21 protein-coding genes and 1 pseudogene are annotated in these 24,160 nt (G+C 53.8%); 7 read left to right on the forward strand and 15 right to left on the reverse strand.

Annotated elements, in window-relative coordinates:
• Positions 1 to 43: 43 nt before the first annotated feature.
• Entirely contained in the window at positions 44 to 1,354 is a 1,311-nt protein-coding gene (locus WFN87_RS03075) for a serine hydrolase domain-containing protein (protein ID WP_336981132.1), read from the reverse strand.
• A 142-nt stretch (positions 1,355 to 1,496) separates the two neighbouring features.
• On the opposite strand from WFN87_RS03075, the gene WFN87_RS03080 reads away from it, so the two are divergent.
• A complete protein-coding gene (locus WFN87_RS03080) occupies positions 1,497 to 2,408 on the forward strand; it encodes a LysR family transcriptional regulator (protein ID WP_336981134.1) in 912 nt (303 codons plus the stop codon).
• Between the two features lie 381 nt (positions 2,409 to 2,789).
• Complete coding sequence (locus WFN87_RS03085) at positions 2,790 to 3,686, forward strand: LysR family transcriptional regulator (protein ID WP_336981136.1); 897 nt, start codon at positions 2,790 to 2,792, stop codon at positions 3,684 to 3,686.
• Here the strand turns inward: WFN87_RS03085 and WFN87_RS03090 are convergent.
• The 3 genes and pseudogenes from WFN87_RS03090 to WFN87_RS03100 all read right to left on the reverse strand — a co-directional run.
• Positions 3,681 to 4,301 (reverse strand): annotated as a pseudogene (locus tag WFN87_RS03090) (aldo/keto reductase); the annotation flags it as partial. The gene WFN87_RS03085 and the pseudogene WFN87_RS03090 sit on opposite strands and share 6 nt — an antisense overlap.
• A 26-nt stretch (positions 4,302 to 4,327) precedes the next feature.
• The gene (locus tag WFN87_RS03095; RefSeq protein ID WP_336981138.1) at positions 4,328 to 5,179 is read right to left on the reverse strand and encodes an aldo/keto reductase; all 852 of its coding nucleotides are present in this window, start codon (positions 5,177 to 5,179) and stop codon (positions 4,328 to 4,330) included.
• 1,075 nt (positions 5,180 to 6,254) lie between these two features.
• On the reverse strand, positions 6,255 to 6,908 hold the full coding sequence (locus tag WFN87_RS03100) for a LuxR C-terminal-related transcriptional regulator (protein WP_336981140.1): 654 nt from the start codon (positions 6,906 to 6,908) through the stop codon (positions 6,255 to 6,257).
• A 390-nt stretch (positions 6,909 to 7,298) separates the two neighbouring features.
• Here WFN87_RS03100 and WFN87_RS03105 point away from each other — a divergent pair, with 390 nt between their 5' ends.
• Positions 7,299 to 7,862, forward strand: coding sequence for a winged helix-turn-helix domain-containing protein (locus WFN87_RS03105; RefSeq protein ID WP_336981142.1), 564 nt, complete (start codon positions 7,299 to 7,301; stop codon positions 7,860 to 7,862).
• A gap of 468 nt (positions 7,863 to 8,330) precedes the next feature.
• Here WFN87_RS03105 and WFN87_RS03110 read toward each other — a convergent pair whose 3' ends face one another.
• A complete protein-coding gene (locus WFN87_RS03110) occupies positions 8,331 to 9,053 on the reverse strand; it encodes a CDP-diacylglycerol diphosphatase (protein ID WP_008458971.1) in 723 nt (240 codons plus the stop codon).
• 463 nt (positions 9,054 to 9,516) lie between these two features.
• Between WFN87_RS03110 and WFN87_RS03115 the strand changes: the two genes are divergently transcribed.
• On the forward strand, positions 9,517 to 9,795 hold the full coding sequence (locus WFN87_RS03115; protein ID WP_336981144.1) for a hypothetical protein: 279 nt from the start codon (positions 9,517 to 9,519) through the stop codon (positions 9,793 to 9,795).
• A 69-nt stretch (positions 9,796 to 9,864) separates the two neighbouring features.
• Here WFN87_RS03115 and WFN87_RS03120 read toward each other — a convergent pair whose 3' ends face one another.
• The 4 genes from WFN87_RS03120 to leuC are packed head-to-tail and all read right to left on the reverse strand — an operon-like array spanning position 9,865 to position 13,789.
• A complete protein-coding gene (locus tag WFN87_RS03120) occupies positions 9,865 to 10,800 on the reverse strand; it encodes a LysR substrate-binding domain-containing protein (protein ID WP_336981146.1) in 936 nt (311 codons plus the stop codon).
• Positions 10,801 to 10,819: 19 nt separating this feature from the next.
• Positions 10,820 to 11,743 carry an alpha/beta fold hydrolase gene (locus WFN87_RS03125; RefSeq protein WP_166992493.1) on the reverse strand — a complete coding sequence of 308 codons (924 nt, stop codon included), beginning with the start codon at positions 11,741 to 11,743 and terminating at the stop codon, positions 10,820 to 10,822.
• Positions 11,744 to 11,749: 6 nt separating this feature from the next.
• Positions 11,750 to 12,364: a 3-isopropylmalate dehydratase small subunit gene (gene leuD / locus WFN87_RS03130; RefSeq protein WP_336981149.1), complete on the reverse strand. Its 615-nt coding sequence runs from the start codon at positions 12,362 to 12,364 to the stop codon at positions 11,750 to 11,752.
• Entirely contained in the window at positions 12,365 to 13,789 is a 1,425-nt protein-coding gene (gene leuC, locus WFN87_RS03135; protein ID WP_336981151.1) for a 3-isopropylmalate dehydratase large subunit, read from the reverse strand.
• 303 nt (positions 13,790 to 14,092) lie between these two features.
• On the opposite strand from leuC, the gene WFN87_RS03140 reads away from it, so the two are divergent.
• A complete protein-coding gene (locus WFN87_RS03140) occupies positions 14,093 to 15,418 on the forward strand; it encodes a glycoside hydrolase family 10 protein (protein WP_442892749.1) in 1,326 nt (441 codons plus the stop codon).
• A gap of 50 nt (positions 15,419 to 15,468) precedes the next feature.
• Here WFN87_RS03140 and WFN87_RS03145 read toward each other — a convergent pair whose 3' ends face one another.
• The 3 genes from WFN87_RS03145 to WFN87_RS03155 all read right to left on the reverse strand — a co-directional run bounded on the left by WFN87_RS03145 (position 15,469) and on the right by WFN87_RS03155 (position 17,139).
• On the reverse strand, positions 15,469 to 16,029 hold the full coding sequence (locus WFN87_RS03145) for an RNA polymerase sigma factor (RefSeq protein ID WP_336981381.1): 561 nt from the start codon (positions 16,027 to 16,029) through the stop codon (positions 15,469 to 15,471).
• A gap of 5 nt (positions 16,030 to 16,034) precedes the next feature.
• Positions 16,035 to 16,505, reverse strand: a complete 471-nt coding sequence (locus WFN87_RS03150) for a hypothetical protein (RefSeq protein WP_166992484.1) — start codon at positions 16,503 to 16,505, stop codon at positions 16,035 to 16,037.
• A 79-nt stretch (positions 16,506 to 16,584) separates the two neighbouring features.
• On the reverse strand, positions 16,585 to 17,139 hold the full coding sequence (locus tag WFN87_RS03155; protein WP_166873865.1) for an NAD(P)H-dependent oxidoreductase: 555 nt from the start codon (positions 17,137 to 17,139) through the stop codon (positions 16,585 to 16,587).
• Positions 17,140 to 17,227: 88 nt separating this feature from the next.
• On the opposite strand from WFN87_RS03155, the gene WFN87_RS03160 reads away from it, so the two are divergent.
• Entirely contained in the window at positions 17,228 to 18,115 is an 888-nt protein-coding gene (locus WFN87_RS03160) for a LysR family transcriptional regulator (RefSeq protein WP_336981154.1), read from the forward strand.
• A 6-nt stretch (positions 18,116 to 18,121) separates the two neighbouring features.
• Here WFN87_RS03160 and WFN87_RS03165 read toward each other — a convergent pair whose 3' ends face one another.
• Complete coding sequence (locus WFN87_RS03165) at positions 18,122 to 19,177, reverse strand: NAD(P)H-dependent flavin oxidoreductase (protein ID WP_336981156.1); 1,056 nt, start codon at positions 19,175 to 19,177, stop codon at positions 18,122 to 18,124.
• A 91-nt stretch (positions 19,178 to 19,268) separates the two neighbouring features.
• Here WFN87_RS03165 and WFN87_RS03170 point away from each other — a divergent pair, with 91 nt between their 5' ends.
• Positions 19,269 to 20,117: a LysR family transcriptional regulator gene (locus WFN87_RS03170; protein WP_336707111.1), complete on the forward strand. Its 849-nt coding sequence runs from the start codon at positions 19,269 to 19,271 to the stop codon at positions 20,115 to 20,117.
• On the opposite strand, the gene WFN87_RS03175 is transcribed toward WFN87_RS03170, so the two are convergent.
• Together WFN87_RS03175 and WFN87_RS03180 are read right to left on the reverse strand one after the other, a co-directional pair.
• Positions 20,100 to 21,275: a YbfB/YjiJ family MFS transporter gene (locus tag WFN87_RS03175; protein ID WP_336981158.1), complete on the reverse strand. Its 1,176-nt coding sequence runs from the start codon at positions 21,273 to 21,275 to the stop codon at positions 20,100 to 20,102. The two genes, WFN87_RS03170 and WFN87_RS03175, sit on opposite strands and share 18 nt — an antisense overlap.
• Positions 21,276 to 21,397: 122 nt before the next feature.
• Complete coding sequence (locus WFN87_RS03180) at positions 21,398 to 24,082, reverse strand: ATP-binding protein (RefSeq protein ID WP_336981160.1); 2,685 nt, start codon at positions 24,080 to 24,082, stop codon at positions 21,398 to 21,400.
• Between the last annotated feature and the right edge of the window lie 78 nt (positions 24,083 to 24,160).

The following is a 24,160-nucleotide window of genomic DNA, read 5'->3' on the forward strand; positions in this document are numbered from 1 at the left end:
GCCAGAGCTTAAGGTGCATTTCTGGCGTGGTTATCTCCGATGATTAATGCAATGCCTTCGCAATAGCGCTGAACATCAGCGAAGCTTCCAGCGGCTGGGCGCTGAACGACGGTTCCGCCTGCGGCCAGGTAGACCACTGGACGATCACCAGATTTTCCGCACGGTTGACCATGATCATCTGCCCATAAATCCCCAGCGCCCACATGGAGCCTTTCAGCGAATCCTGCGGCGTTGGTTCCACGTTTTTAGCGTTGGCAGGCACTTCGTTATTCCACCACTGATAGCCATACAGCCCCTGTGGATGCGCCGCAGAGACGGAGTTTTTCGCTGTGTTCCAGTCGGCCGACTGGGCAACCCAGTTCTCCGGCAGAACCTGCTTACCGTTCGGCAGGCGGCCATTGTTCAGTACGAATTCGCCGAAACGTCCCCAATCTTCCAGCGTGGCGTTAAAGCCGTGTGCGCCAACATCATGCTGGTTTTTGGTATAGGCATGCCATACACCATCGTTCGCCATACCGTACGGCCGCCAGATATTGTTCTCAAGGTAGGTAGCAAGCGTCATACCCGTTGCGCGCTCCAGCACATCGCCCAGCAGCCATGCACCGCCGGAGGAGTAAGACCACACTTCACCCGCTGGGTGGGCGCGTTTCAGACCAGAAACCAGCGAGCGGACGCAGTCATAGGTACCCGCGTGCGCTTCACACTGCGTGAGTTTGGCGAAGTCAGACTGCGGATTGGCGTAATCTTCATTCCACGCCACGCCAGAGGTGTGTTGAATCAACTGTTTCAGCGTCACGCCGTTCCAGGCGGTGCCTTTCAACTCAGGTTCATACTGCGTGACCAGATCGTCCATTGAGTGGATTTTTCCCTCTTTTAAGGCCACACCCACGAGTGTAGACACCACCGATTTCCCCACAGAACGAGAGGTCCAGAGTGTGGTGTCGGTATTGCCTTCACCAAGATATTTCCAGGCAACTTTACCGTCCTTCAGTACCAGCATACCGCTGACGTTCTGGCGTTTAATATAATCCTGTAGCGTCCACAGTTTGCCGTTGACCCGATAGCTAGCCTGCGTCAGTGGTTTTTCAGCCATCGCTAACGGCACGGATTTGCCGCGGTGGAAAACATCGCCCTGATAATTACGGTAATCGTTACGAAAACCGATAACACGCTCGGCTTGATCCCAGCTCAGCATCGTTTTGGTATCGGGAAGTTTTGCATCAAAAGGGGCCGGGCAGGCGGTGAGTTCGGTGCCTTCACAAGCCGCCATTACGGGAGAGGAGAGGAATGCACCAGCCACCAGACCTGCCAGAAGGCAGTACTTTGCAGGCAAGGATTTATGTTTATTTATCATAGCGTTCTCTATTTAAGTTAAACCCATAGACATGTTGTCCCGGCGGGATGACGGGATGGATGCAGTATAAAAATGACGGCACTATAATAAAAAACGCGTAATGGGGGATAATCCCCCATAAACACGGCAAAAGGAGCCCAGCGTGCCGTCATTGTCTTACTCTTTTTCTCAACTTGAAGCCTTCACTGCCGTTGCGGAACACGGCAGTCTGATGAAAGCTGCGATGAAGCTGGAGAAAGATCGCACCACGCTGCGCGATCTTATCGATCTGCTGGAAGATAGCTTTGGCTACCCGCTGTTTGCCCGCCAGGGGCGATCGCTGCAGCTGACAGCAGAAGGCGAAAAGCTTCATCGCCAGGCGCACCTGCTGTTGCGTCAGGCAAGAGCATTCGATCAGTTTGCCCGTCAGGTGCCGTCAACGGAGGTTCAGGAGCTGGGCGTCGCCTACGACCCCTTTACACCCCGCCGTTTTTTGAAGGCATTAATTACGCGGATGGCGACGCGGGGGATCCGTCTGAGTCTGAGATGCACCTCGCGCGCGGAAGGCGAAAAAGCGCTGGCGAGCGGGGAGGTCGATCTGGGCTTCTTTCAGGCCAACAATCACAGCGTCGGCAGCGACATGGAGTGGCGTGCGCTCGGGGCTATCGACATGGATTTTTACGCCGCAGAGCCGCTGTTTGAAGAGGCCAAACGTCCGTGTTCACTGCTTGACCTTTCTTTGACGCCACAGGTGGTGATGCACTCCACAAGCGACGTACCAATGGCGCGGCGGCTGCAAATCTCCGGGAATATCATTGTGGCCAATGAGCTTGAAATGCTGCGTAGCCTGATGGAAGCCGGGTGTGGATGGGGATTTTTACCGACTCATTTTGAGGCGGTGCGTTGGAAAAATGTTATGGCTATTCCCACGGTGGTGGGCAATGAAGGTATTAGCCAGACTATGGTGACGATTTGGCGGCCTGGGAGCGAAAAGCGGATGCTGATCGATGATTCGCTGACCTGGTTATCTGCGCTGTGGCGAGAGGTGAGCACGCACAAGGAGTGCGACGTGTAACTTTGAATAGTTCCGGCATCTGAGCCAGGCTCAGCGCTTAACGGTAAAGCAGTACCTAACATAAGAAAAGGGAGGTATCTCAAAAATCACAATATGCTGATTGCCGTGGCGGCACCACAGAACCACCAAGTAATAGACCCATGGATTGAATTTAACTATTTTGCGACTGTCGGTTCATGAACTTGACTTTCTAATTTCATGATAAATGTCACGTTTTTCTTTAGGTCTACTTATCGCTCGCAGCGGACCTTCAGCTCAGGTATCGACGGAAGAGACCCTCCGAAAACTAGTAGTTGTGGCAATAAGGGCTAAAATAATTGTGTCTATGAACACCCTTCATGAGGGTGCGATGAAGGGAAAGCCTCCATAAGGAAATCGTCGATGCTAAAAGAAAACTTCAACGAACTGCAAATCTTTCTTGTGGTGGCAAGGGAGCGAAGTTTTACCAAAGCAGCGGGTAAACTGGGGGTTTCTCAGTCTGCACTCAGCCACGCGATAAAGGCCCTGGAGGAAAGGCTGAATATCCGCCTTCTGACCCGCACGACCCGAAGCGTTGCTCCCACAGAAGCCGGGGAGAGAATTATTGCCTGCCTTGAACCCCGCATTGCCGATCTGGAGCAGGAACTGGAATCACTGGTTCAGTTGAACGGCACCGCCTCCGGCAATATCCGTTTATCTGCCGGGGAGCATGCCGCGCGAAGTGTGGTATGGCCGAAGCTAAAACCCTTCCTCAGGGAATATCCAGAAATTAATCTCGAACTGGTGGTTGATAACGGCTTTGTCAATATTGTTGAGGGGCGTTTTGATGCCGGGATACGCCTGGGCGAAAGCGTGGATAAGGACATGATTGCGGTAAGAATTGGGCCGGATATGAAAATGGCTGTGGTAGGGGCGCCGTCTTATTTCGCTGAAAATCCTGCACCTGAAACGCCGCACGAACTACAAAATCATCGGTGCATCAATATGCGCCTGCCGACAGCCGGTGGGCTTTACCACTGGGAGTTTGAGAAGGAAGGGAAACCGTTACGGGTCAGAGTAGAAGGGCAGGTAACCTTTAATCTGCAGGCGGAACGAATTGATGCGGCGTTATCCGGTTTTGGTATCGCCTGTATACCAGAAGACAGAGTGCAGGAGTATATAAAGGCAGGAGAGCTTATTCAGGTTCTGCAGGACTGGTGTCCATCTTTCCCCGGATATTACCTCTACTACCCGAGCCGTAAGCAGCATCCGCCCGCTTTTGCGCTGATGATTGATGCACTTCGCTACCAGGAATCCTAATGGGCTGAAGGGAACGAAACCAATGCCCAGTTCTTCCAGTAATGGCAGGATCTCCTGCTCAGGCTCGCGCCACCACATTGAGTATTCACTTTGCAGGGCAGTGACGGGTTGTACGGCATGTGCACGACGAATGGTTTGCGCACCCGCTTCGGACAGGCCGAAATGTTTAACTTTGCCTTCAGCGATCAGGTCTTTTACGGTACCTGCAACATCTTCAATTGGGACATCCGGATCGACACGATGCTGATACAGCAGATCAATAACATCAGTCTTGAGACGGCGTAACGATCCTTCCACAGCTTCACGGATATGCTCCGGTCGGCTGTTTAAAATCTGTTGCTTGTTGTCTTCGCCAAAACTAAAACCAAACTTGGTGGCGATAACCACGCGGTCACGAAACGGTTTTAAGGCTTCGCCGACAACCTCTTCATTTAGGAAAGGGCCATACACTTCAGCGGTATCGAAGAAGGTGACGCCACGTTCAACCGCAGCGCGAATGAGCTCGATAGCCTGTCGGGTATCGGTTGCCGGGCCGTAGCCGTGGCTTAAGCCCATGCAACCAAGCCCAAGTGCGGAGACTTCGAGTCGGGATTGACCCAGATAACGTTTTTGCATTGAATGAATACCTCTTTTATTGCGGCTTAAACATCAAGTTGGCGGCCAGTCAGCCATTCCACCATTGCCGGGTCACGGTGAGAGAAGAAGGCGCTGGTTGCGGTGTCGAGGGCGGAAATTTGCAGCATATCTTCAGCGCTGAGTTCAAAATCGAGAATGTTGATGTTCTCTTCCATACGTTCTTTGCGCACAGACTTCGCCAGTGAAATGATGCTTCTCTGGAAGATCCAACGCAGCACAACCTGGCCCACGCTTTTGCCGTACTTTTGCCCAATTGCCGTTAGAACGGGATGCTGGAATAGACCATTTTTACCCTCAGCAAACGGGGCCCAGGCTTCCGGCTGAATGCCACGACTTTGATTCCATGGAACGGCATGCAGCTGCTGGTTGAAGGGGTTAACTTCAATCTGGTTCACCGCAGGGATAACTTTGTTGAAGGCGATAAGATCGGCCAGTCGGTCAGAATTGAAGTTGCTGACGCCGATAGCGCGAATTTTGCCTGCCTGCTGCAGTTCTTCCATAGCACGCCAGGCTCCATGGACATCGCCGTAAGGCTGGTGAATCAGGTACAGGTCAACGTAATCCAGCTGCAGCCGATTCAGGGAGCGTTCGAATTGGGCTTTAGCGCCTTCGTAATTCGTATCCTGTAGCCAAAGTTTGGTTGTGACAAACAGTTCGCTACGGGAGATTCCAGTTTGCTTCAGAGCGTTCCCGACCTGGGTTTCATTCTGGTATGACGCGGCGGTATCGATCAGGCGGTATCCCGTATCAATAGCATCAATAACGGCTCTTTCGCATTCAGCGGCATCAGACATCTGAAACACACCAAAGCCAACCAGGGGCATTTCAATCCCGTTGTTCAGTTTTACCGTTTGCATGACGTAATCCTTCAACTGTTGTGTTGGAAAAGCATAACGCAAACTGATTTATTCGATTAGATGGGATAATCAGCTAGGGTTTATTAGATGTGTTCATTAAAGAGAACGATCGCCTCAAGAAGCTACTCGCCGAAGCCATGCTGGTAAAGAGGCGCTACAGGTGGCTTTGGGCCGAAAGTACTGACGACAGATCAGAAGCGGGAAGCATAACGTCCGGTAAGTAGAAGATGGGGGATAGGTAAGTGTATGATTAGTCGTGGTCTGTGGCCGGTTATGAACTCAATGAGCAATGAATTGAATTTAACATAATATACATTATGCGCACCATAAAGGCGTTAGAGAGAATCCAGCATTCTGGCACAGGAAAACCCGGCCATCAGGTCATGGTCCATCAGAACGACTCTGGTGAAGCTGCCTCGCCGGATTAGCCCCAAACCTGTCATCATGACTGCGCGGCTTGGCCAACCCCGGTCAGCACCATAACAAGTTTTGTCACTGCCCGACGTTACCGTTAAAAACATGAATGCCAAAGTGTTCGCAGCCACAATAACTTCTGTCCTGTTATCCTTATTCAGTCGTGAGCAATTATGCAAAACGGATCGTCGTACGGTTTCCTCACCAGTTACACACGACAAATCGTCTGCAATGTTATAGGACGGATAAGCTCTACGGTTATGCAATGCGCTTAAACTCGAACGGCTGGCGATTGATGCCAGCCATAGCGCTGGCCGTGCGATCACCTGGACTGATATTGTTAATCATCTAATTCACACAACCAAATCCAGTGAGTAAGATTAGAACAAACCGTGGGAAACCACAGTAAGTGACAGAAATTCACTAAGGGAAATCATACCCACCTGGAAATCCTTCTTGTCATCGATCACAGCCTACGTCCTGGTCAGAATTCGGAGATGCTGCGACTTTGAGTCCACATTCAGCCGCTGAAAAAATCAGTGCGCGTTAATCCTTATGGGCTCAACGGGAGGGATCTTCCCTACCCTATTTTTTGCTAATCGCGGTATTATCTCAGGTGCAGCCATCCCGACTGCATAATAACGGGAGCATCCTGTGAACGTTACTGTTTGTAGCTCTCCGGCAGCTGCGCGATGTAAATCGAGGGCCCCCCATCAAAATCGCTGGTAACATTCTCATTTTGTTGGATTGTTTTGATCATATGATTTTTTTTAAAGCCTGCAGAGCAAATAATCATATCAACAATCAATAGCGACAAATCATTCATCGGCTTTAGACCTATTTTTACCAAAATACTATTCTTTATGGCGGACACGGTTTTTATGGATCGATTGTCTTCTCGTGCAATTGATTTTACTGTATCACCGGATGTTAACCGCTTGACAATTATCATTTGCCTCGGTGTGATGTTGTTCTTTTCTTTTTTTCTCCCCTGCGCGCTATCAGACAAAAAACGATTAATGCTTTCTATGCTATCTCGTTTGGACAGACAACGAGAGTGAGAGTAAAGCTTTTCCACTGGAATATCATATACGAGCGTTATAGCTGGTTTTTTTTCTGACATCCAACATACAAGTTCTCTGCTCATAGCTAAAGAGCGAATGGATATTATGTAAAGCGTGTAAGCTCTACCCATAATTTCTTTCAAGCATGTTTTAATATCTGTAAAGAATATTGTGTCAACGCCATTGAATGTGATTTCCTCTAGTCCCACGAGATAGTAAAAATCATCTGATATTACACAAACTCTATGCATTGTAATGCTCTTATTAATCTGTAAATTAATTTTACTTGTAACTTGAATATCGATGGTTGGTATTTTATTACATGTAGATGGAATGGTTATGGCAACGCCTAAGTTAATCCACTTACTTTAACTTGTATCTTCATTCATTTTCTCTTCATGATTTTTTTTGCCTGGGAATTATCTTACGAGAGAGCGGTGGAATTTTCTATCTTAGCGTGGCACACTTTATATTTATTAAATTTTGTTAATATTCTGTGTGTTTGCAATGACATCAATTAATATATAACGTAATGATAATCATGCGTTATTAACTACGGGGTTGCCTATTGGTTACATGTTGATAACGAGATCTTAAAAAAAGTAAAACTTAAAGCGATTGAATTTTCTGGAGGATATGTAATGTCTGAGGTTATTTTAGTCAATCATCAGGTAAAATTTGATCCTGGCAACCACACGCTTTCATCATTAAGCGCCCCAAAAAAATTTGTTACTCTGCCGGCATCAACAGCACGTTGCCTACACCTATTGCTGTCACAACATGGCCAGGTTATCACCATTAAACAGCTTCACACGTTAGTTTGGGGAAAGAACAAAACAATTGTTTCCAATAATACGATCTATCAGAATATTTCTATTATAAGAAAGGCATTGATCGGTGTGGGCGGTGATAAAAATATTATTGAAACTCTGACACGGCGTGGGTGGTGTGTGCCTGAAACCGTTGACGTTAGTATTGCAAAAAACCGAAAACCCATTGCGGGCATTGAAGATATTAAAGAAAAAACGCTTGAGTCTCCACTGAAGAGGAGCGATGTACCGGCAGAGAAAACACCGACAAAACCTGTGAATATAAGTAACATAAATAGCAATATTCAATCTAATAACAGTGTATATTTATGGGTATATTTAAGTGTTGTACTGATTATTGCATTGTGTATGCTTGCCTTTATTTACTGGCCATAAGCTTCTTGTCAGGCTTTCCAACTTATAACGGCGTTATATTGCCGGCCCAGGATGACATGCGATGCTCTCCCCTCGTGCATGGGGCCTTGACTATTGCTCCATTATTCATTGACATCTTCTTGATGTATCTCTGACATGCTAAGAGAAATTCATATGAGGTGGGAGATGTGCTGATGTATCGAAAATTGATTTGTTGGGTATTTGTACTATGTTCTATAGCTGCGCTAAGCGGCTGCGTATCCCTTTTTTAAGTGCCAGAGAGACTATGAAATCGTTAATTACCCTGATGGTATATTCATCTATTTTTGCACTTACCGGATGCTTGTCCGTTGGCACCCACTTGTTTACTCGATAGCCATCGCGGCGTAGACGTGCTCTTTCTAATGGGATCTAATTATCATGATCCCATTAATGCTTATGCCCTACAACATTCAGGTTGCCCGATCCCGACATTACTCATATGGCACATCAGCGGGAAGATATGGGCGGTAAAATGGCACACTCTTTATCCAGTAGCGCTTCCACCGAAGCCCGATTATTGCGATCCCAGCCTCGCTTCGTGGTGAGCAAAATAAACCCTTTTTGATCGCCGTAAGCGGTTGGAATGACGGCCACGCCCCACTCTGCCAGCTGTTCCGGCGATAAATGAAAATAGCTGGCGACGCTGTGAACAGGGTCAATTCCCATCACCGTCGGCTGCATCACCCGTCTCGCATACCAGGTGTAGCGCAGGAGTTTATCAGGCAAGGGGCGCCATTCTTCCGTGATAAAGGGACGTTCTGCCAGCATCTGACGCCTGACGTCTTCCCGCAGACAGGTCAGATGAATATGAAGCTGGTTTTGGCTGCGGCCATAAGCCGAGTTAAGCGCCAGGCCAAGTTTATCGTCGGGGATTGGGCCGCCATACTGCCAGTCTAAAAGACGACGCATAAGCCAGGCATAGCCGAAATAGTCCGTGCGCCCCGCTGCTGCCAGCGCCGGGCTTTCAATGCCGGTCATCTTTGCTGTGGGGACAAGAATAAAATGGTAGAGGTAGCGCGGGTTCTGGATAACGCTAAAACCCTGGGCCTTCCCTTCAGGCATATAGATCTGCTGGCACGGCGCCGGGTTGCTAGTATGCTGATAGTTAGTCATGCAAACCTTATCAACCACGCCCCACAACGCGTCCGAACGCGCGCAGCCCACCAGCATAAAGATCCCTGTCAGGATTGCCCCCCGGAGGAAACCGACCTTAACCTTCGCGGCTATTCCATTCATTTGCATCATCTCTGCCCCGCTATCCACGGCCACGACTCGCCGCCGGCGGGGAATCATAACGTTTTATTGCAATGAAAACAGCTCAATATGAAAATAAACAGCTATTATATTTTTTATATTATGTATTAAATAATGCCTGCATATATTTATTAGCCAGATCGCCAGTGAAAATATTAAAAAATTTTAATGCTGAGTGTTTTTTATTTTTAGTTAACTACTTCGTCAATTTAATGGAGGAAGATATTAAATTGCATAATGGCAATATAACTTGCAGGAAAGGCATCAGGCAGCCATAGATTAACAGGATCAAATGGATTCCAGAAACCAATATAAAATATATGGGGCGACATCCGAAAAGCCAAACGAGTAGGAAATATTTCACTGTTGAGGTATCACTATGTCGGAACAACAAACGCTGCTGCCTGGCGGCTGGACGGCTTATCATCCGCTGACTGCTCAGGACCGAAAAGTGTTCGAAAAGGCGCTCAACGGGCATCTGGGCGTGGATTACGAGCCACAAAAGGTAAAAACCCAGGTCGTGGCCGGAACAAACTACCGCTTCCTTTGTGAGGCTTCGGTCCCGCCGTCTACGGCCGTCTGGGAAGCGATAGTGGAAATTTATGCGCCATTACCGGGACAGGGCGCCCCGCATATTACTCAAATTATCAGAATTTAGTTTCTCGCTTTTTCTACACTCAGCCTGACAACATCAACCTGTTTACTGGCAGGTTGATGTTGAATAATTTCACGCTAGTTTCACCGGTGGAAAGCGCTGGAAATAATCCACCAGAAAATCAATGCAGACCTTTAACTTCGCAGAGCCGCTGGTGCGGTTGGAATAAACCGCCCAAATATTGGCGGGTTGGTGCCAGTCGGGCAAAATCTGCACCAGCTCACCGCGGGCAATATAGCGCTGCACTTCCCATTGGGAACGCAAAATAATGCCGTGACCCTTCAGCGCCCAGCTTAATACCACGCTGCCGTTGTTGGAGGAAAGCTGGCTGCTGACGTGAGCCTGCACGCTTTCCTCGCCGTTGGTTAACGGCCACACACCGAACTGCGCGCTACGTTCCTGAATGACAAGGCATTTATGGGCTTTAAGATCGGCTATGTTTTCTGGTATCCCGTGTTTTACCAGGTAATCCGGGGCGGCGCAGAGTATGCGGTTGTTGGTGGAGAGCTGCCGGGTGATATACAGGTCTTTGATATCGTCACCCACGCGAATTTCTATATCGACGCCCTCTTCTATCAAATCAACGACTCTGTCCGTCAGCGTTAGCTTGATATTTAGCGCCGGATAGCGCTCCGCCAGCGCCGAAAGCGCATCCGGCATATACGTTGAGCCAAAACCAAACGAGCAGCTCATCTGAATATTGCCTTCCAGCGTGTCCCGCCAGGCGGCAAGCCCTGAGACAAAATCGCCCATGCTCTCCAGCACCGAAAGCGCACCGCTCAGCGCCTTATGGCCATCGGCCGTTAAATGAATCGCGCGGGCACTGCGGTGGAACAGTCGCATCCCCAGGCTTTTCTCCAGCAGCGCGATGCGTTTACTGACATAAGACGGAGACAGCCCCAGCTCCGCCGCCGCGTTGGCAAAGCTTTCTTTGCGCACCACGGTGACAAAGACATTCAAATCTTCAACAAGCGGCCAGGCGGCGCGTGGGGTTTCGTTGGGGCTCATCGGTATGCCATCTTCTGCGTCAGGTTAAGAAAGGCATAATAGCGCTCAGCAGCACATCAGGACACTCCTCTTGCGGACTGTGTCCGCAGGGCATGGCCCGCCCACGAACGTCCAGCGCTTTGTCCTGCCAGGTCGCGGGGACATCATACAGCTGGCCCACGGTGCCTTTCTCCCCCCATAACACCAGCAAAGGACTGGTAATGCGCAGATGCTTGTCGGCTTCGTCATCCTCAAGGTCGATAGTGGCCGAGGCGCGATAATCTTCGCAGATGGCCCGCAGCGTATCGGGATTCTGGTAACAGCGCAGGTACTCGGCAAACGCTGCAGGTTCCGTTGCGCCAGGAGTTTTAAGCTGGCCATCAATATGTTTACGCAGGAAAAACGCCGGATCTGCGGCGATCATTTTTTCCGGCACAGGCGAAGGCTGGATCAGGAAAAACCACCAGAAATAGCGGGTAGCAAAAGTTTTGTCCGTCAGCGCATACATGGTTGCCGTCGGGGCGATATCAATAAAAATGCTGCGCTTAACCTGTGTCGGGTAATCCAGTGCCAGGCGATGCCCGACACGCGCCCCGCGATCGTGCCCCATAAAAGCAAAACCGTCCTGGAAACCGAGCCGCGCCACCAGCAGGACAATATCTTTCGCCATCTCTCGTTTGGAATAGCGGCGGTGAACTTCGTCGCTGGCGGGCTTAGCGCTGTCGCCATAGCCGCGGATGTCCGGCATGATGACGGTGAAATGCTGTGCCAGAACCGGCGCGATTTTACGCCAGGTCACGTGGTTTTGCGGGTGGCCATGCAGTAAAACTAACGGTTCACCCTGTCCTCCCACGGCGGCGTGCAGGGTAATCCCGTTTTCCAGCGCCACGTCCATGAGCTGGAAACCCGGGATAAAGGGCGATTCGCCCCTGTCGCAAATAAAGTCAGCGTTCTCTTTCATCATTGAAAATTAATCCTGAGTCAGTAGCCACGGATGCGCAGCAAAATGGCGCTGTTCAAACTCGCGAATCTCCTGCTGAAACTGCAGCGTGTAGCTGATGGCATCGTGGCCCTCCAGCAGCATATGCTTTTTCAGCTCATCGACCGTAAAGGCAATATCTTTGCCCTCCACGCCAATCTGCTGCCGGGCGAGATCGACAGTAATGCGGTTAGCTTTAGGGTTGTATGCCGCCTGCGCCAGCCGCTCGATATCCTCCGCTGGCAGCGTCAGGGTCAGCACGCCGTTACGCTGGCAGTTGTCGTTGAATATCCCGGCGAAGCTGGTACCGATCAGCGCCCGTATGCCAAGTTGACGTAACCCCCAAACCGCATGTTCACGGCTGGAGCCGCAGCCAAAGTTAGGGCCAACGATAAGAAACTGCGCGTCCCGCCATGCGGGCTTGTTGAGGATAAACTCAGGATTCGGTGAGCCGTCGGTCAGAAAACGCTGGTCGAAGAACACGCCTCGGTCCAGATTGTTACGATCGATACCTTTTAAAAACTGCTTCGGCATGATCACATCGGTATCAATGTTGGCTGCCATCATCGGCGCAGCCACGCCGGTGACGCGGTTAAAGGGGTCCATTTACGCCTCCCCCTGCTGTAAATACGGACGGACATCGGTGAGATGACCAGCTACTGCCGCCGCCGCGACCATGGCTGGACTCATTAAATGCGTTCTGGCCCCGGCCCCCTGGCGGCCAGCGAAATTACGGTTGGTGCTGGAGGCGCAGCGGTCACCCGGCTGCAGCACATCTTCGTTCATCGCCAGGCACATGGAGCAGCCTGACTGCCGCCATTCAAACCCGGCGTCGATAAAGATTTGAGCTAAACCTTCTTGCTCGGCACGGGCGCGAACCTGCGTTGAGCCCGGCACAATAATTCCCCTTACGCCCGGCGCAATTTTTCTGTCTCGCAGCACCTCGGCAACCGCCCTGAGATCTTCAATTCGCCCGTTGGTGCATGAACCAATAAACGCATGGGTAATCGGAAGTTGGCTCAGCGGCGTGCCTGGCGTGAGTCCCATGTATCTCAGCGCATTTTCAATGTCACGACGTTTAGCCGCATTAGATTCACTGGCAGGATCGGGCACATATTCAGTGATGCCGCCGCCCTGGTCCGGGCTGGTACCCCACGTCACACGAGGCGTTAAGTTGGCGCAGTCGAGCACAACTTCTTTATCAAACACCGCGTCAGCATCGCTGTAGAGCGTTCGCCAGTATTTCAGCGCCTGTTCCCACATCTCGCCTTTGGGTACACGCGGTGCCGGTTTGATGTAGGCATAAACTTTTTCATCAGGTGCCATAAAAGCACCCCTTGCTCCGGCTTCGACCGCCATATTACAGATGGTCATCCGCCCTTCCACGCTAAGCGCATCAATGGCGCTGCCGCAGAACTCGATAGCAAAGCCGGTCGCGCCGTCGGCACCAATTTCAGCGATCAGCAGCATGACAATATCTTTTGCCGTCGCGGCAAACGGCAGCTCACCGTTGACCGTCACGCGCAGCGTTTTTAGCTTTTTATAAGCTAACGTCTGCGTCGCCAGCATATGCTCAATTTCCGAGGTACCGATGCCGAATCCAAACGCGCCAAACGCGCCGTAAGTGGTGGTATGGCTATCCCCTGCGGCAATCACCATGCCCGGCAGCACGATCCCCTGTTCATGGGCGACGACGTGTTCAATGCCCTGGCGTGGATCCATTACGTCGAACAGCTCAAGGCCAAAATCACGGCTGTTGGACTCAAAGTAGCGAACCTGCAGCTCGCCGCCCGGATCGGTCATTTCTGGCGTACGCTCTGGCCGGGTCGGGTTAACGTGGTCCACGTTGAGCAGGATACTGTTTGGCTGCCAGACCTTGCGGTTGGCGTCGCGCAGGCCGCTAAATGCCTGCGGGCTGGTGTATTCGTTGAGGATGGAACGGTCGATATACAGCAGGACATTGCCCTGGTCGTCCAGAGGGCGGATGACGTGGCTATCGATGATTTTATCGTACAGCGTTTTAGGCTTCATGACGGGTCACCTTGTTGCTCTCACAGCATAAAATAACGGCGTGCTGGCACGCAGATAAAAAATGAACAATTTCTACAGGGATAGTAGCAACCGGGTGATTAGGCTGTCAGTAAAGGCATGATGCACAAGCGTAATAGGATAAAACACGAAATGTGTTTTATTTATTGTGATGATAAATAAGGATTTTGATCGTAAGCAAGGTTAGTCCGCATCTGCTTTACTTCACGGCGTTAGAGATTGACTTGATGTCGAATAGTATGAAAATGCTTGTTGTTCACCGACTGGCAAAATCTGGAGCACATCATCGCCACTTCAAGCCGCTTCTTCTCTGCCGCCAGGGGCAAAAAACCTGGCGCGATACTTGCCGCCGCGCTGCTTCTGGCGAGCTGCGCCTCTAAACCGCCGGTTTCTCTCGTCACGCCCTTGCCGGGCACTAAGCCGAATGTGACGACCCCTTCACAACATCATGAGCCGATGCGTGGCGTCTGGCTGGCAACGGTTTCCCGTCTGGACTGGCCGCCGGTTTCTTCCGTTAACGGCAGCAGCGCCGCCGTGCGCATCAGCCAGCAGCAGCAGGCGTTAAAAGACAAGCTGGATAAGCTGAAGTCATTGGGCATCAACACGGTGTTTTTCCAGGTGAAACCCGACGCCACCGCCCTGTGGCCTTCGAAGATTTTGCCGTGGTCAGATATGCTGACGGGAACAATTGGCGAAGATCCTGGCTACGATCCGCTGCAGTTTATGCTCGATGAGGCGCATAAACGCGGCATGAAGGTACACGCCTGGTTTAACCCCTACCGGGTTTCTACCAACATCACGCCAGGCACAGTTGCCGCCCTGAACCGCACGCTTTCTCTGCAGCCCGCCAGCGTTTATGTGTTGCATCGCGACTGGATAAAAACGTCCAGCGACCGCTTCGTGCTTGATCCCGGCATCCCGGAAGTGCGCGACTGGATAACCAGCATCGTCGCCGAAGTTGTTTCAAACTACGCCATCGACGGCGTGCAGTTTGATGATTACTTCTATACCGAATCACCGGGCTCTACGCTCAACGACAGCCAGACTTACAGAACCTACGGCCAGGGCTACGCGTCCAAAGCCGACTGGCGGCGGCACAATACTGAGCAACTTATCGAGCAAGTCGCACGCACCATCAAACAGCTTAAGCCCGGCGTTGAGTTTGGCGTGAGTCCGGCGGGCGTCTGGCGCAACATCTCCCACGATCCGGCCGGGTCTGAAACGCGCGGCGCAGCAGCCTATGACGAGTCCTATGCCGACACGCGTCTCTGGGTACAAAAAGGCCTGCTGGACTATATTGCCCCGCAGATTTATTGGCCTTTCTCCCGCAGTGCCGCCCGCTACGACGTGCTGGCAAACTGGTGGGCTAACGTAGTGAAGCCCACTCACACGCGTCTTTATATTGGGATTGCGCTGTATAAAGTCGGGGAACCTTCGAAGAATGAGCCAGACTGGACGGTGAGCGGCGGCGTGCCGGAGCTGAAAAAGCAGCTCGATTTGAACGACGCCGTGCCGCAAATTAACGGCACCATTTTGTTCCGGGAAAATTATCTTAACCAGCCCCAAACCCAGCAGGCGGTGAATTACATCAAGGAGCGTTGGGGGGAATGATAGGCTAAAAAAACCGGATCGCCCTTCCCTGGGCGGCTCCGGGGGCTGTCTTACTGACCAGCCAGGTCGTCATACACATTGCGCAGCCGGGTGCGCAGATACAGAACGGCTTTGTGTTTGCGGGAGAGTAGCGCCTGTACGGTGTCGCCGCTCTCTGCCGCCAATTCCTTCACGCTATAGTCTTGCAGTTCGGTTTTGATAAACACCTCACGCTGCGGCGCTGGCAGCTCCGACAGGGCCGTCTCCAGCTCCTCCCACAGCAGTTGCTTCAGGTACTCGTCCTCCGGCGTTTGCGGGATCCCGAACAGCGTTTCGGCCAGCTCATCTTCCGGGTAATCGTCCTCTTCCTCTCCGCCAAACCAGCTCGCCAAAGGCAGCTCGCGTTTTTTCCTTGCCCGGTCGGTCATTTCATTTCGGGCGGCGCGGAACAGCCAGGCGGCGACGTTCTCCACCGGCTGTTCAACCTTCATAAGCTGGTAGCTGACTTCCTGCAGAATATCGTCGGCGTCTTCACGCCCGGCGGTTCTCCCGCGAATAAACGCTTTCAGTCGGGTGCGGCAGCCGGCCAGCGCTGCCATCAGCAGAGATTCCCCCACTATTCCGGCTTTCATCGTCGTCACTCAGCGTCCGGTTTTTTAGCGCTGTTTTCATCTGGCTGGACTGGCTGTACCGGCGGCTGAGGCTGAGGACGTGGATCCATTTTCTCATCCCAGCGGGAATGCCAGCCGCAGCGGTCGCGGTGACCAAAGCCAAATTTCTCGCGGCGATGCTGCATAAACTCTTCGCGCTGCTCCGGCGTCATTTGCATCCAGCGTTCGTGCATGCGGCGACGGGCTTTGCCAAACATGCCCGGGCGGAAGCCCAGGCCACCGAACAGAATGCGGCACAGCGCAAGCAGGCCTAAAGACTGCCAGAAGCCAATCTCTTTCACGCCCAGCAGGCCAGGCAGCACCGCATTCCACAGCGTCATCACGATCAGGCCGAGTGCGACAAACAATGCCACGCAGAGCAAAATCGGCTTACCCATGCGGTGGCCACAGAATCCACGGCGGCGGTGTTCATGTCGGTGCATATCAAAATCTCTCATTATGTTTACCTCAGTAAAGTCACGGCTAATCACTTGTGATGAGGTAGACGAATCAGCGCGAGAAATATTGCTAAAAAATTCAAAATTTATTTTCACGCCACCGGGTAAGCGCCTGCGCATACGCTTCTGCCTTCGTTTTCAGCCCCGCAGCATCGAGCTTATCGGCAGTGTAGACCACAAACGGGGTATGCCAGGTCAGGCCGCAGCGATTTGCCGTGGCCCGAAGGGGGGCTAACAGAGATTCGAGGGTAAAAAGATTACGGCCTCCGGGACGATAAGCTTCCTCCACGTTACCGGCGGTGACCGCCACATACAGCGGCGTTCCTTCCAGCTTTCTCCCCTCCTCCTCGTAATGCAGGTAGAACATCCGGGTCAGCACCGCGTCCTGCCACTGGCGCATAATGGCTGGCATGGAGTACCAGTGGATCGGGAACTGCAGCACAATGCGGTCGGCGGCAAGTAGCCGGGCCGCTTCGCGCTCGCCGTCGCGGTAAATGTCGAGCCCGTCAGGGTAAAGCGCCTGGACATCGACCACTTCAACGTGTTCAAGTTTTGCAACTTCTTGCGCCAGCGCGGCGTTGGCGCTGGAACGGGACAAATCCGGATGGAAAAGTAAAATCAGGGTTTTGTTCACGGGGCGTCTCCTTGGGTTGATGAGACGATAATGGCGAGGCCCAGAAAATTACTCCAACAGATAATCAAGATAATCTATTATCAGTTGTATGAATTTAAGAACGCTGGATCTCAACCTTCTGGTGGTGCTGGACGCCTTGCTCGACGAGGCGCACGTCACCCGTGCCGCCGACAGACTTTGCCTGTCGCAATCTGCCACCTCTGCAGCCCTTGCCCGCTGTCGCGATCTTTTTCACGACGAACTGCTGGAGCGTGGCAGAGGCACCATGCGGCTGACGCCCCTTGCTCAGTCTCTTCGTGCCCCGCTGAAATCCGTGCTGGGCGGCATTACTGAACTTATCGACCCGCCGGTGATTCCCCTGCATCAAATTAAGCAGCAACTGCGGATAACCATGGCGGATTTCCCGGCGCTGTTCGTGCTGGTGCCGTTGATGCAAAAACTTCAGCAGTCGGCCCCGGGGATTGACCCCATCGTTCAGGGCTGGGCTGGCGCGGAACAGGCTGAAACAGCGTTGCTTAACGGCACCACGGATATCGCTATTTCGGTCTTTCCTCAGCCTGCCGCGGACATTCACAGCGAACTGTTGATGGACGAGCACTATGTCGTGGCGATGCGTGAGGGACATCCTGCCGCATCCGGGTTTAGCCTTGAGCGCTGGCTCGACTGGCCGCACATTATCACCTCCGGGAAAGGGGAAAGCGTCACTCCGGTGGATGCGGAACTCTCAAGGTTGGGATTACGCCGCCGTGTCGGGCTGGTATTGCCGAATTTCCAGATGGTGCCGCAGTTGCTGGCGGCCTCGGATATGCTGGCCCTGCTGCCTTCCCGGGTCATACCTTTTACTGAAGGGCTCGTCGCCTTCCTTGCCCCCGTAGAACTGCCGGGATTTTCACTGCACCTGGCCTGGCACAAACGCCGAAGCCAGGATGTGGCCCTGCAGCACGTGGCCGCGATTTTAATGGCGTTGTTGAAGTAACCCGTTTCACAACCCGGCTTCGCGCACCAGCGTTTGCAGTAATTCAGCGGCGGGCATTTCGCGGATCAGGTTCACGCCCTGCCCGGCCCAGTGCGCGCTGTAGCCCTGGTGACCGTGGCTTTTTGCAAGGCCGGCAAGCGCTTTACCAATATCGTAGGCCACCGGATAAGCCGGGACGGCATGCTGGCCGACGATTCGCCCGTGGCGGCAATAATCGTTTTCCAGGCTTCTGGCTGCCCTGCCTGAGATAGCGTGGGTCATTTCCGTCTGGTGTAACCGGCTCGATTTCAGCCGCTGCCGGTAGCCATCATCGGCGGCGGACTCTGGGCAAAGCAGAAACGCGGTCCCCAGCTGTACCGCGTCCGCCCCCGCGCTTAGCATGGCGTGAATACCGGCTCCGTCCATAATTCCGCCGGCGGCAACAACCGGCAAATCCACCTGTTTTTTCAGCAGTTGCACAAGCGCAAAGGTGCTGAGCTGTGTATCGTGAGCCTTCTCGTCGAACATCCCGCGATGCCCGCCCGCTTCAAAGCCCTGCGCCACAATAACATCCACGCCGTTCGCCTGGATCAGCAAAGCCTCTTCGGGCCGGGTGGCGGTGGCAAGCGTCACAATTCCTTTGTCACGGAAGGCCTGAACAACGTCGCGATCGGGCACGCCAAAATGGAAGCTGACCGCGGCCGGAGCCGTCTCCAGCAGCATCTCCAGCATAGCTTCGTGGCCAATAAAACTTTGATAAATTTCGCTGAGCACTTCCGGCGGCGTGCCGCCAAATTCAGCGAACAGCGGGCGCAGGCTTTCAATCCATGCGCGTTCCAGCGCCTCATCCCGTTTGGCAGGCTGATGGCAAAACAGATTCACGCTGAACGGGCGCGAGGTTAAGGCCTGCGTTTTCAGGATGGCTGTCCTGGCCTGCACGACGTCGCTCGCGCCAATACCCAGCGATCCAAGGCCACCGGCATTACTGACCGCCGCCGCCAGTTCCGGGGTGGAGACGCCCGCCATAGGGGCCTGTATGATGGGATGGTCTATCGCGAGCAGTTGGGAAAGGCTACGAAACATGGCGCTACCTCAGGAAATGAGAGATTGAAGGCTTAACATCTTATTTGAAGATGTTAAGATCAAGATCATTATCATATTGAGAATGAAAAATATGAACCACACCACACTGCAGATGTTCAAAATCGTTGCCGAAGAACAAAGCGTGACGAAAGCAGCCCAAAGGCTCGGCCGCGTGCAGTCGAACATCACCACCCGCATTCAGCAACTGGAAGAAGATCTTGGCGTCGCGTTGTTCGTGCGCGACAGCAAGAAAATGATCCTGTCGCCGGAAGGCGAAAGTTTTCTCTCCTACACCAAAAAAATACTTAGCCTGGCGGAAGAAGCCCGACAGGCGCTGCATCCGGGTAAGCCTGCAGGGGCACTGAATATGGGCTCGATGGAAGCCACCGCAGCCAGCCGCCTGATGCCGGTGTTCCAGCAGTTTCACCACCGGTATCCTGATGTCGCCCTCACCTTAACCACCCAGCCGACGCAGCAGCTGTTGGAGCAGGTTCGCCACGCTTCACTGGACTGCGCGCTGGTGAGCCTGCTACCGGAAGCCGGGGGACAGGTTCACTGCCCCGTAGATCTTGAGTCCATGGACGTGTTCACCGAACGCCTGGTGTTGCTCGTGCCTGAAACCGCCAGCGGCAATCATCCTCGCCTTGCCGCTTTTCCGCGCGGATGTTCCTATCGGGCGCGCGGTGAGGCTTTGCTCAACGCACAAACTCTGGTGGAAGTGCAGGACGTCAGCTCTTATCACTCTATGATCGCTTCCGTTGCCGCAGGACGCTGCAGCGGCGTGCTCCCGGAAAGCGTCGCCGCGACGCTGGCTTTGCCGGAAGGAACGCGGCAACAGTTTGTGGCCGAAGCCCTCACTCAGCTAGTCTGGCGTAAGGGCTACTGCTCCACCGCGCTTGAGGCGATGAAGCAGATTCTTGCCTCAGCCAGCAACCTTTGAACGCCCCGCTAGCACCAGCCCGCCGGCCAGCAGCAATGCGCCGGTGGCGGCAGCTAACGATCCGTTAAAACTGCCCGTTAAGCCGTACAGCTCCCCGGCAACCAACGGCCCAACAATCTGCCCGATGCCGTAAATAGCGGTCATCGCCGCGATCATATTGAAGCGTACCAGATGCGCCAGCCTCCTGGCTTCCGGTAAGGCTATCGTCACCGTGCCGGTGAACGTAAAGCCCACCAGCACGGCGCTTAACAGGCAAAAAAGCAGCGAGTGGCTAAAGGCCGGAAGCACTACGCCCGCGGCCTGAACCAGAAGATTGGCGGCAAAAGCGTGGCGATAACCATACTTCAAGACGATTTGATGCCAGACAAAACAGGACGGTATCGCAGCCAGGCCAAAGATAGCCCAAAGCTGCACCGGATCCAGCGTACTAAGTGACCCGGAAAGAAAAAGCGGTAAATAGGTGGCCGTAATGATATACCCGAAGCCCGCCAGGCCGTAGATAGCCAGCAGTTTCCACGCCGCTTTAGCATTCTCTGCCGCCGGCTGAAGCTGACTGGAAGCCTGCCTTTGGTAGTCGATCAGATAATCCGGTGGGCTAAGCAGCAGTTTATAAACCAGCATAAACAATAGCAGCGCAGCGATCCCGCACAGCAGCCAGATTTGCTGACTGGTGTAGCCATAAGCTTTACCAAGCGCGATAAATTCCGCAGATAAAAAGATCCCCAGCCCAACCCCGGCATACAGCACCGGCGCGCCGGTATGGTGTTTCATGTGCTGCAGAAGCCACAGTGAAGCCGCAATCAGCGACACGGCGCTCAGTAGGCCGGCAACCCCCCGAACCGCTACCACCGCCCACGGCGATTTCGTCCATGCCAGCAGAAGCAGGCAGCCAATGGTTAACCCGACGGAGGCCATGTTTAACCGCCGCGCGTCGGCAGGCTTAGCTTTCGCCAGCAGTAAGGCACCAATAAGATAACCTGCGTAGTTAGCCGATGCGGCGAGGTTGCCCTGATGCAGCGACAGCAGCCCTTCTTTCAGCATCACTGGCAGAATGCCGGTATAGGAAAAACGCCCGTAGCCCATACCTATCGCCAGCACCACTGCACCCGCAAGCGCCAGCTGTAGCGCACGAATTTCCGGCCTGAAATACATTGTCATAACCCTCACCCTTTCAATCTCTAAATATGAATATTATTTTTATTTAAATCTTATTTTGAGATTAATGTCAGCAAGAGCAACAAGCAAGCGGCTTTTCTGCCGCTTTGCATTTCATCGAAAGATCACAGCTGACGCAGATCGGTTTCTATGCGCTGGATCCAGCCTTTGGCCGTCTGGGTTTGTGCCAGCAGCAGCGCAGACTGCAGCGCCATGCTGAGTTCCAGGCCATATTCTGGTTGGCCGCCGTAACGAATGTGCGCCTGAACCCGCATCAGCTCGGGCAGGTTCCAGAGTGACTGGTTGACGTCAAGCGCGGACAGCCGCTCGGCGATCATCGCTTCGGCTACCTCTGGCTGGCCTTTTTGCGCCAGCGCGGCGGCGAAATCAGACAGAAAAAGTGAATAAGCGGGATCAAAACCGTTATCCCGCAGCCGGGTAAGCATGGCGAGGATCTGCTGGGGAAGTACCGTTTCAGGCTGCTGGCGAAGCCTGCCCCAAAAGGTAAAAGCGGCCGCATAAAGCCGCCAGAAGCCCAGGCCGTGTTCCCGGGCGATGGCCTCAATCTGCGAGGCGACCTGTAGCACGCCAGCGGTATCTCCGGTGAAGGCCGCCAGCGTGCAGGTGCCTTCCGCGAGGGCCGCACACAGCGAACAGGCATGATCCAGCGCCCGGGCTTCTTCCACCGCCAGCTGCGCCGCTCTTCTGGCTTTCGCCACATCGCCAGTCACCCACAGGGCCCGCACCAGGAAAGCCCAGCCCGCCACGCGCTGATCCAGCCCAAAGCGGAAAGGCGCTCTCTGGCTGTCATCATCCACGGTGCGATCCAACAAAGCCTGAATTTCGCTGAGCGCGGCCTGTTGCTCGCCGGAAAAATGCAGCGCGGTGCCTGCCAGGCGACGGGCGGTTAATAGCGCGCCGTAATCACCGGTTTGTGTCGCCAGTTCAGCCATTTTTTTGCCGTTCTCTGCGGCATCGGCGTAACGGCCACTGCGCAGGTGATACAGCCACAGCCCGTACTCGGACTGTAATTGCATTTCCACATCGCCAAGCGTGCTGGCAATCTCCCCGGTTCGCCGCCAGGCCTGGCCGTTTTCTTCAATGGGCCCCTGCGCCCAGCCCAGCGCCGAGCCCAGTGCGGCCTGCATTAGCATCTCTTCGCGCGGCGTGGCCTGACCATTGTGCGAATCGTTAATTGCGGCGGTAATCCGCTGGCGGCACTCGCCGTGGAGCGAAAGCTGGATCCAGAACGGCGTGGCGTTAGCGAGAATACTGCGTCCCAGCGGAGCGTTTTGACCCACACCAAAACACCAGTCTGCCGCCGCACGGAGATCGTCAATTAAATAGCCATACTGACGGCGCCACTGCGGACTGGACTCTTCGGCCCAGGCAACTTTTGCCCGCACCATGCTGTCGGCCACAAGTTGTGCATGGCGAAGAAAATACGGGGTGCTATTTGGGGCCAGCGTCCGGCGAGCGTACGTGCGCACAATGTTGAGATAGCGATACCTGGCCGGGCGCGTGCCCGCCTGCAAAACCAGCAGGGATTTCGCCACCATGCTGGCCACCACGTCGCTGACCTCTTGCTGATCTAACAATCCTTTCGCGGCGGCAAGGTCAAATTCACCGGGAAACACCGCCAGGGCATGAAACACTCGCTGTTCTTCAGCCGTAAGTAATCGATAACTCCAGTCCAGCGCCTCGGCCAGCGTTCTGTGCCGGGAAGCCGTAACTCCCGGCGTTTCGGGTAACGTCTCCCGTCCGCTCAGGTCGGCCAGCACGGCATCCGGTCCCAGGTTGGCAACGCGAGCAGCCACAATTTCCAGCGCCAGCGGTACGGCATCCAGCAACCGGCAGAGCGCCAGGATCGGCCCGATATTCTCTTCGCTCAGGCGGAACGCGTAATCCACCGCTTGAATGCGCTGTACCAGAAACTCAACCGCGCTAAAACTTTGCGCCTCGCTGGCGGCCAGTTGCGCTGGCGGCAAAGTCAGCGGCCCAACGCGGTAAACCTGCTCCCCTTCAATCCCCAGCGGAGACTGGCTGGTGAGCAAAATGCTCAGTAATTCGTTTCGCTGTAGTAGATGCTCAATTTCCCTGGCGCAGGCGGCCGACAGATGCTCACAGTTATCAATCACCAGCAGCGCGGGGCGTGGATGCGACGGCCCCGCGCCACGAATACCGGCCAGTGCCGCCCGCAAAACTGGGGCTGGATCTGATCCGGCGTTCAGGCTGGACAGGTCGGCAAAAAAGACGCCATCGGGATAAAGACTGGCGGATTCGCGAGCCACTTCCAGCAATAGCCGGGTTTTGCCGATGCCCGCCGGGCCCGCCAGCGTGCAAATAGTATGCTCGATCAGCCGTTTTCTGATTTCACCCAGCTCCCTTTCACGCCCTATCAGCGGCGAACGGGGACGAGGTAATGCCGTTGAAGAGGTGATGACAGCCAGAGCCGACGTGGCCGCCTGCAGTTTATTCACCGTGGCGGTAAAGCAGTAGCCCCGGCCAAACACCGTGGTAATCAAATTGCGGTCGGGACCAAAAATTTTGCGCAAAGCGGAGATTTGCGCCTGCAGATTATTCTCTTCGACGATCTCTTTTGGCCAGACGGTGGCCAGCAGCGTCTCTTTGGTCACCACCTGCCCCGCTTCGCTGACCAGCAGCCGGAGCACGGCCATTGCCCGCTCGCCCGGCTCCAGCCGAACGCCGTCCCTGAGCAGCAATCCCAAATCGGGAAACAGCTGATAGCGGCCAAAGACCACCATGTCGTCATCTCTTTCTGAGCGGAGTTGGGGCTCGTCGGCAGGCATAAGAACGGTCGCTTTTCAGGTGATTTCAGAAGTCTGAAATTCTAGGGCAAAGATTGCGGGCGGACAATCATTCAGCAT

The sequence above is a fragment of the Cedecea sp. AS113 genome (assembly GCF_037152415.1).
Taxonomy (GTDB): Bacteria; Pseudomonadota; Gammaproteobacteria; order Enterobacterales; family Enterobacteriaceae; genus Cedecea.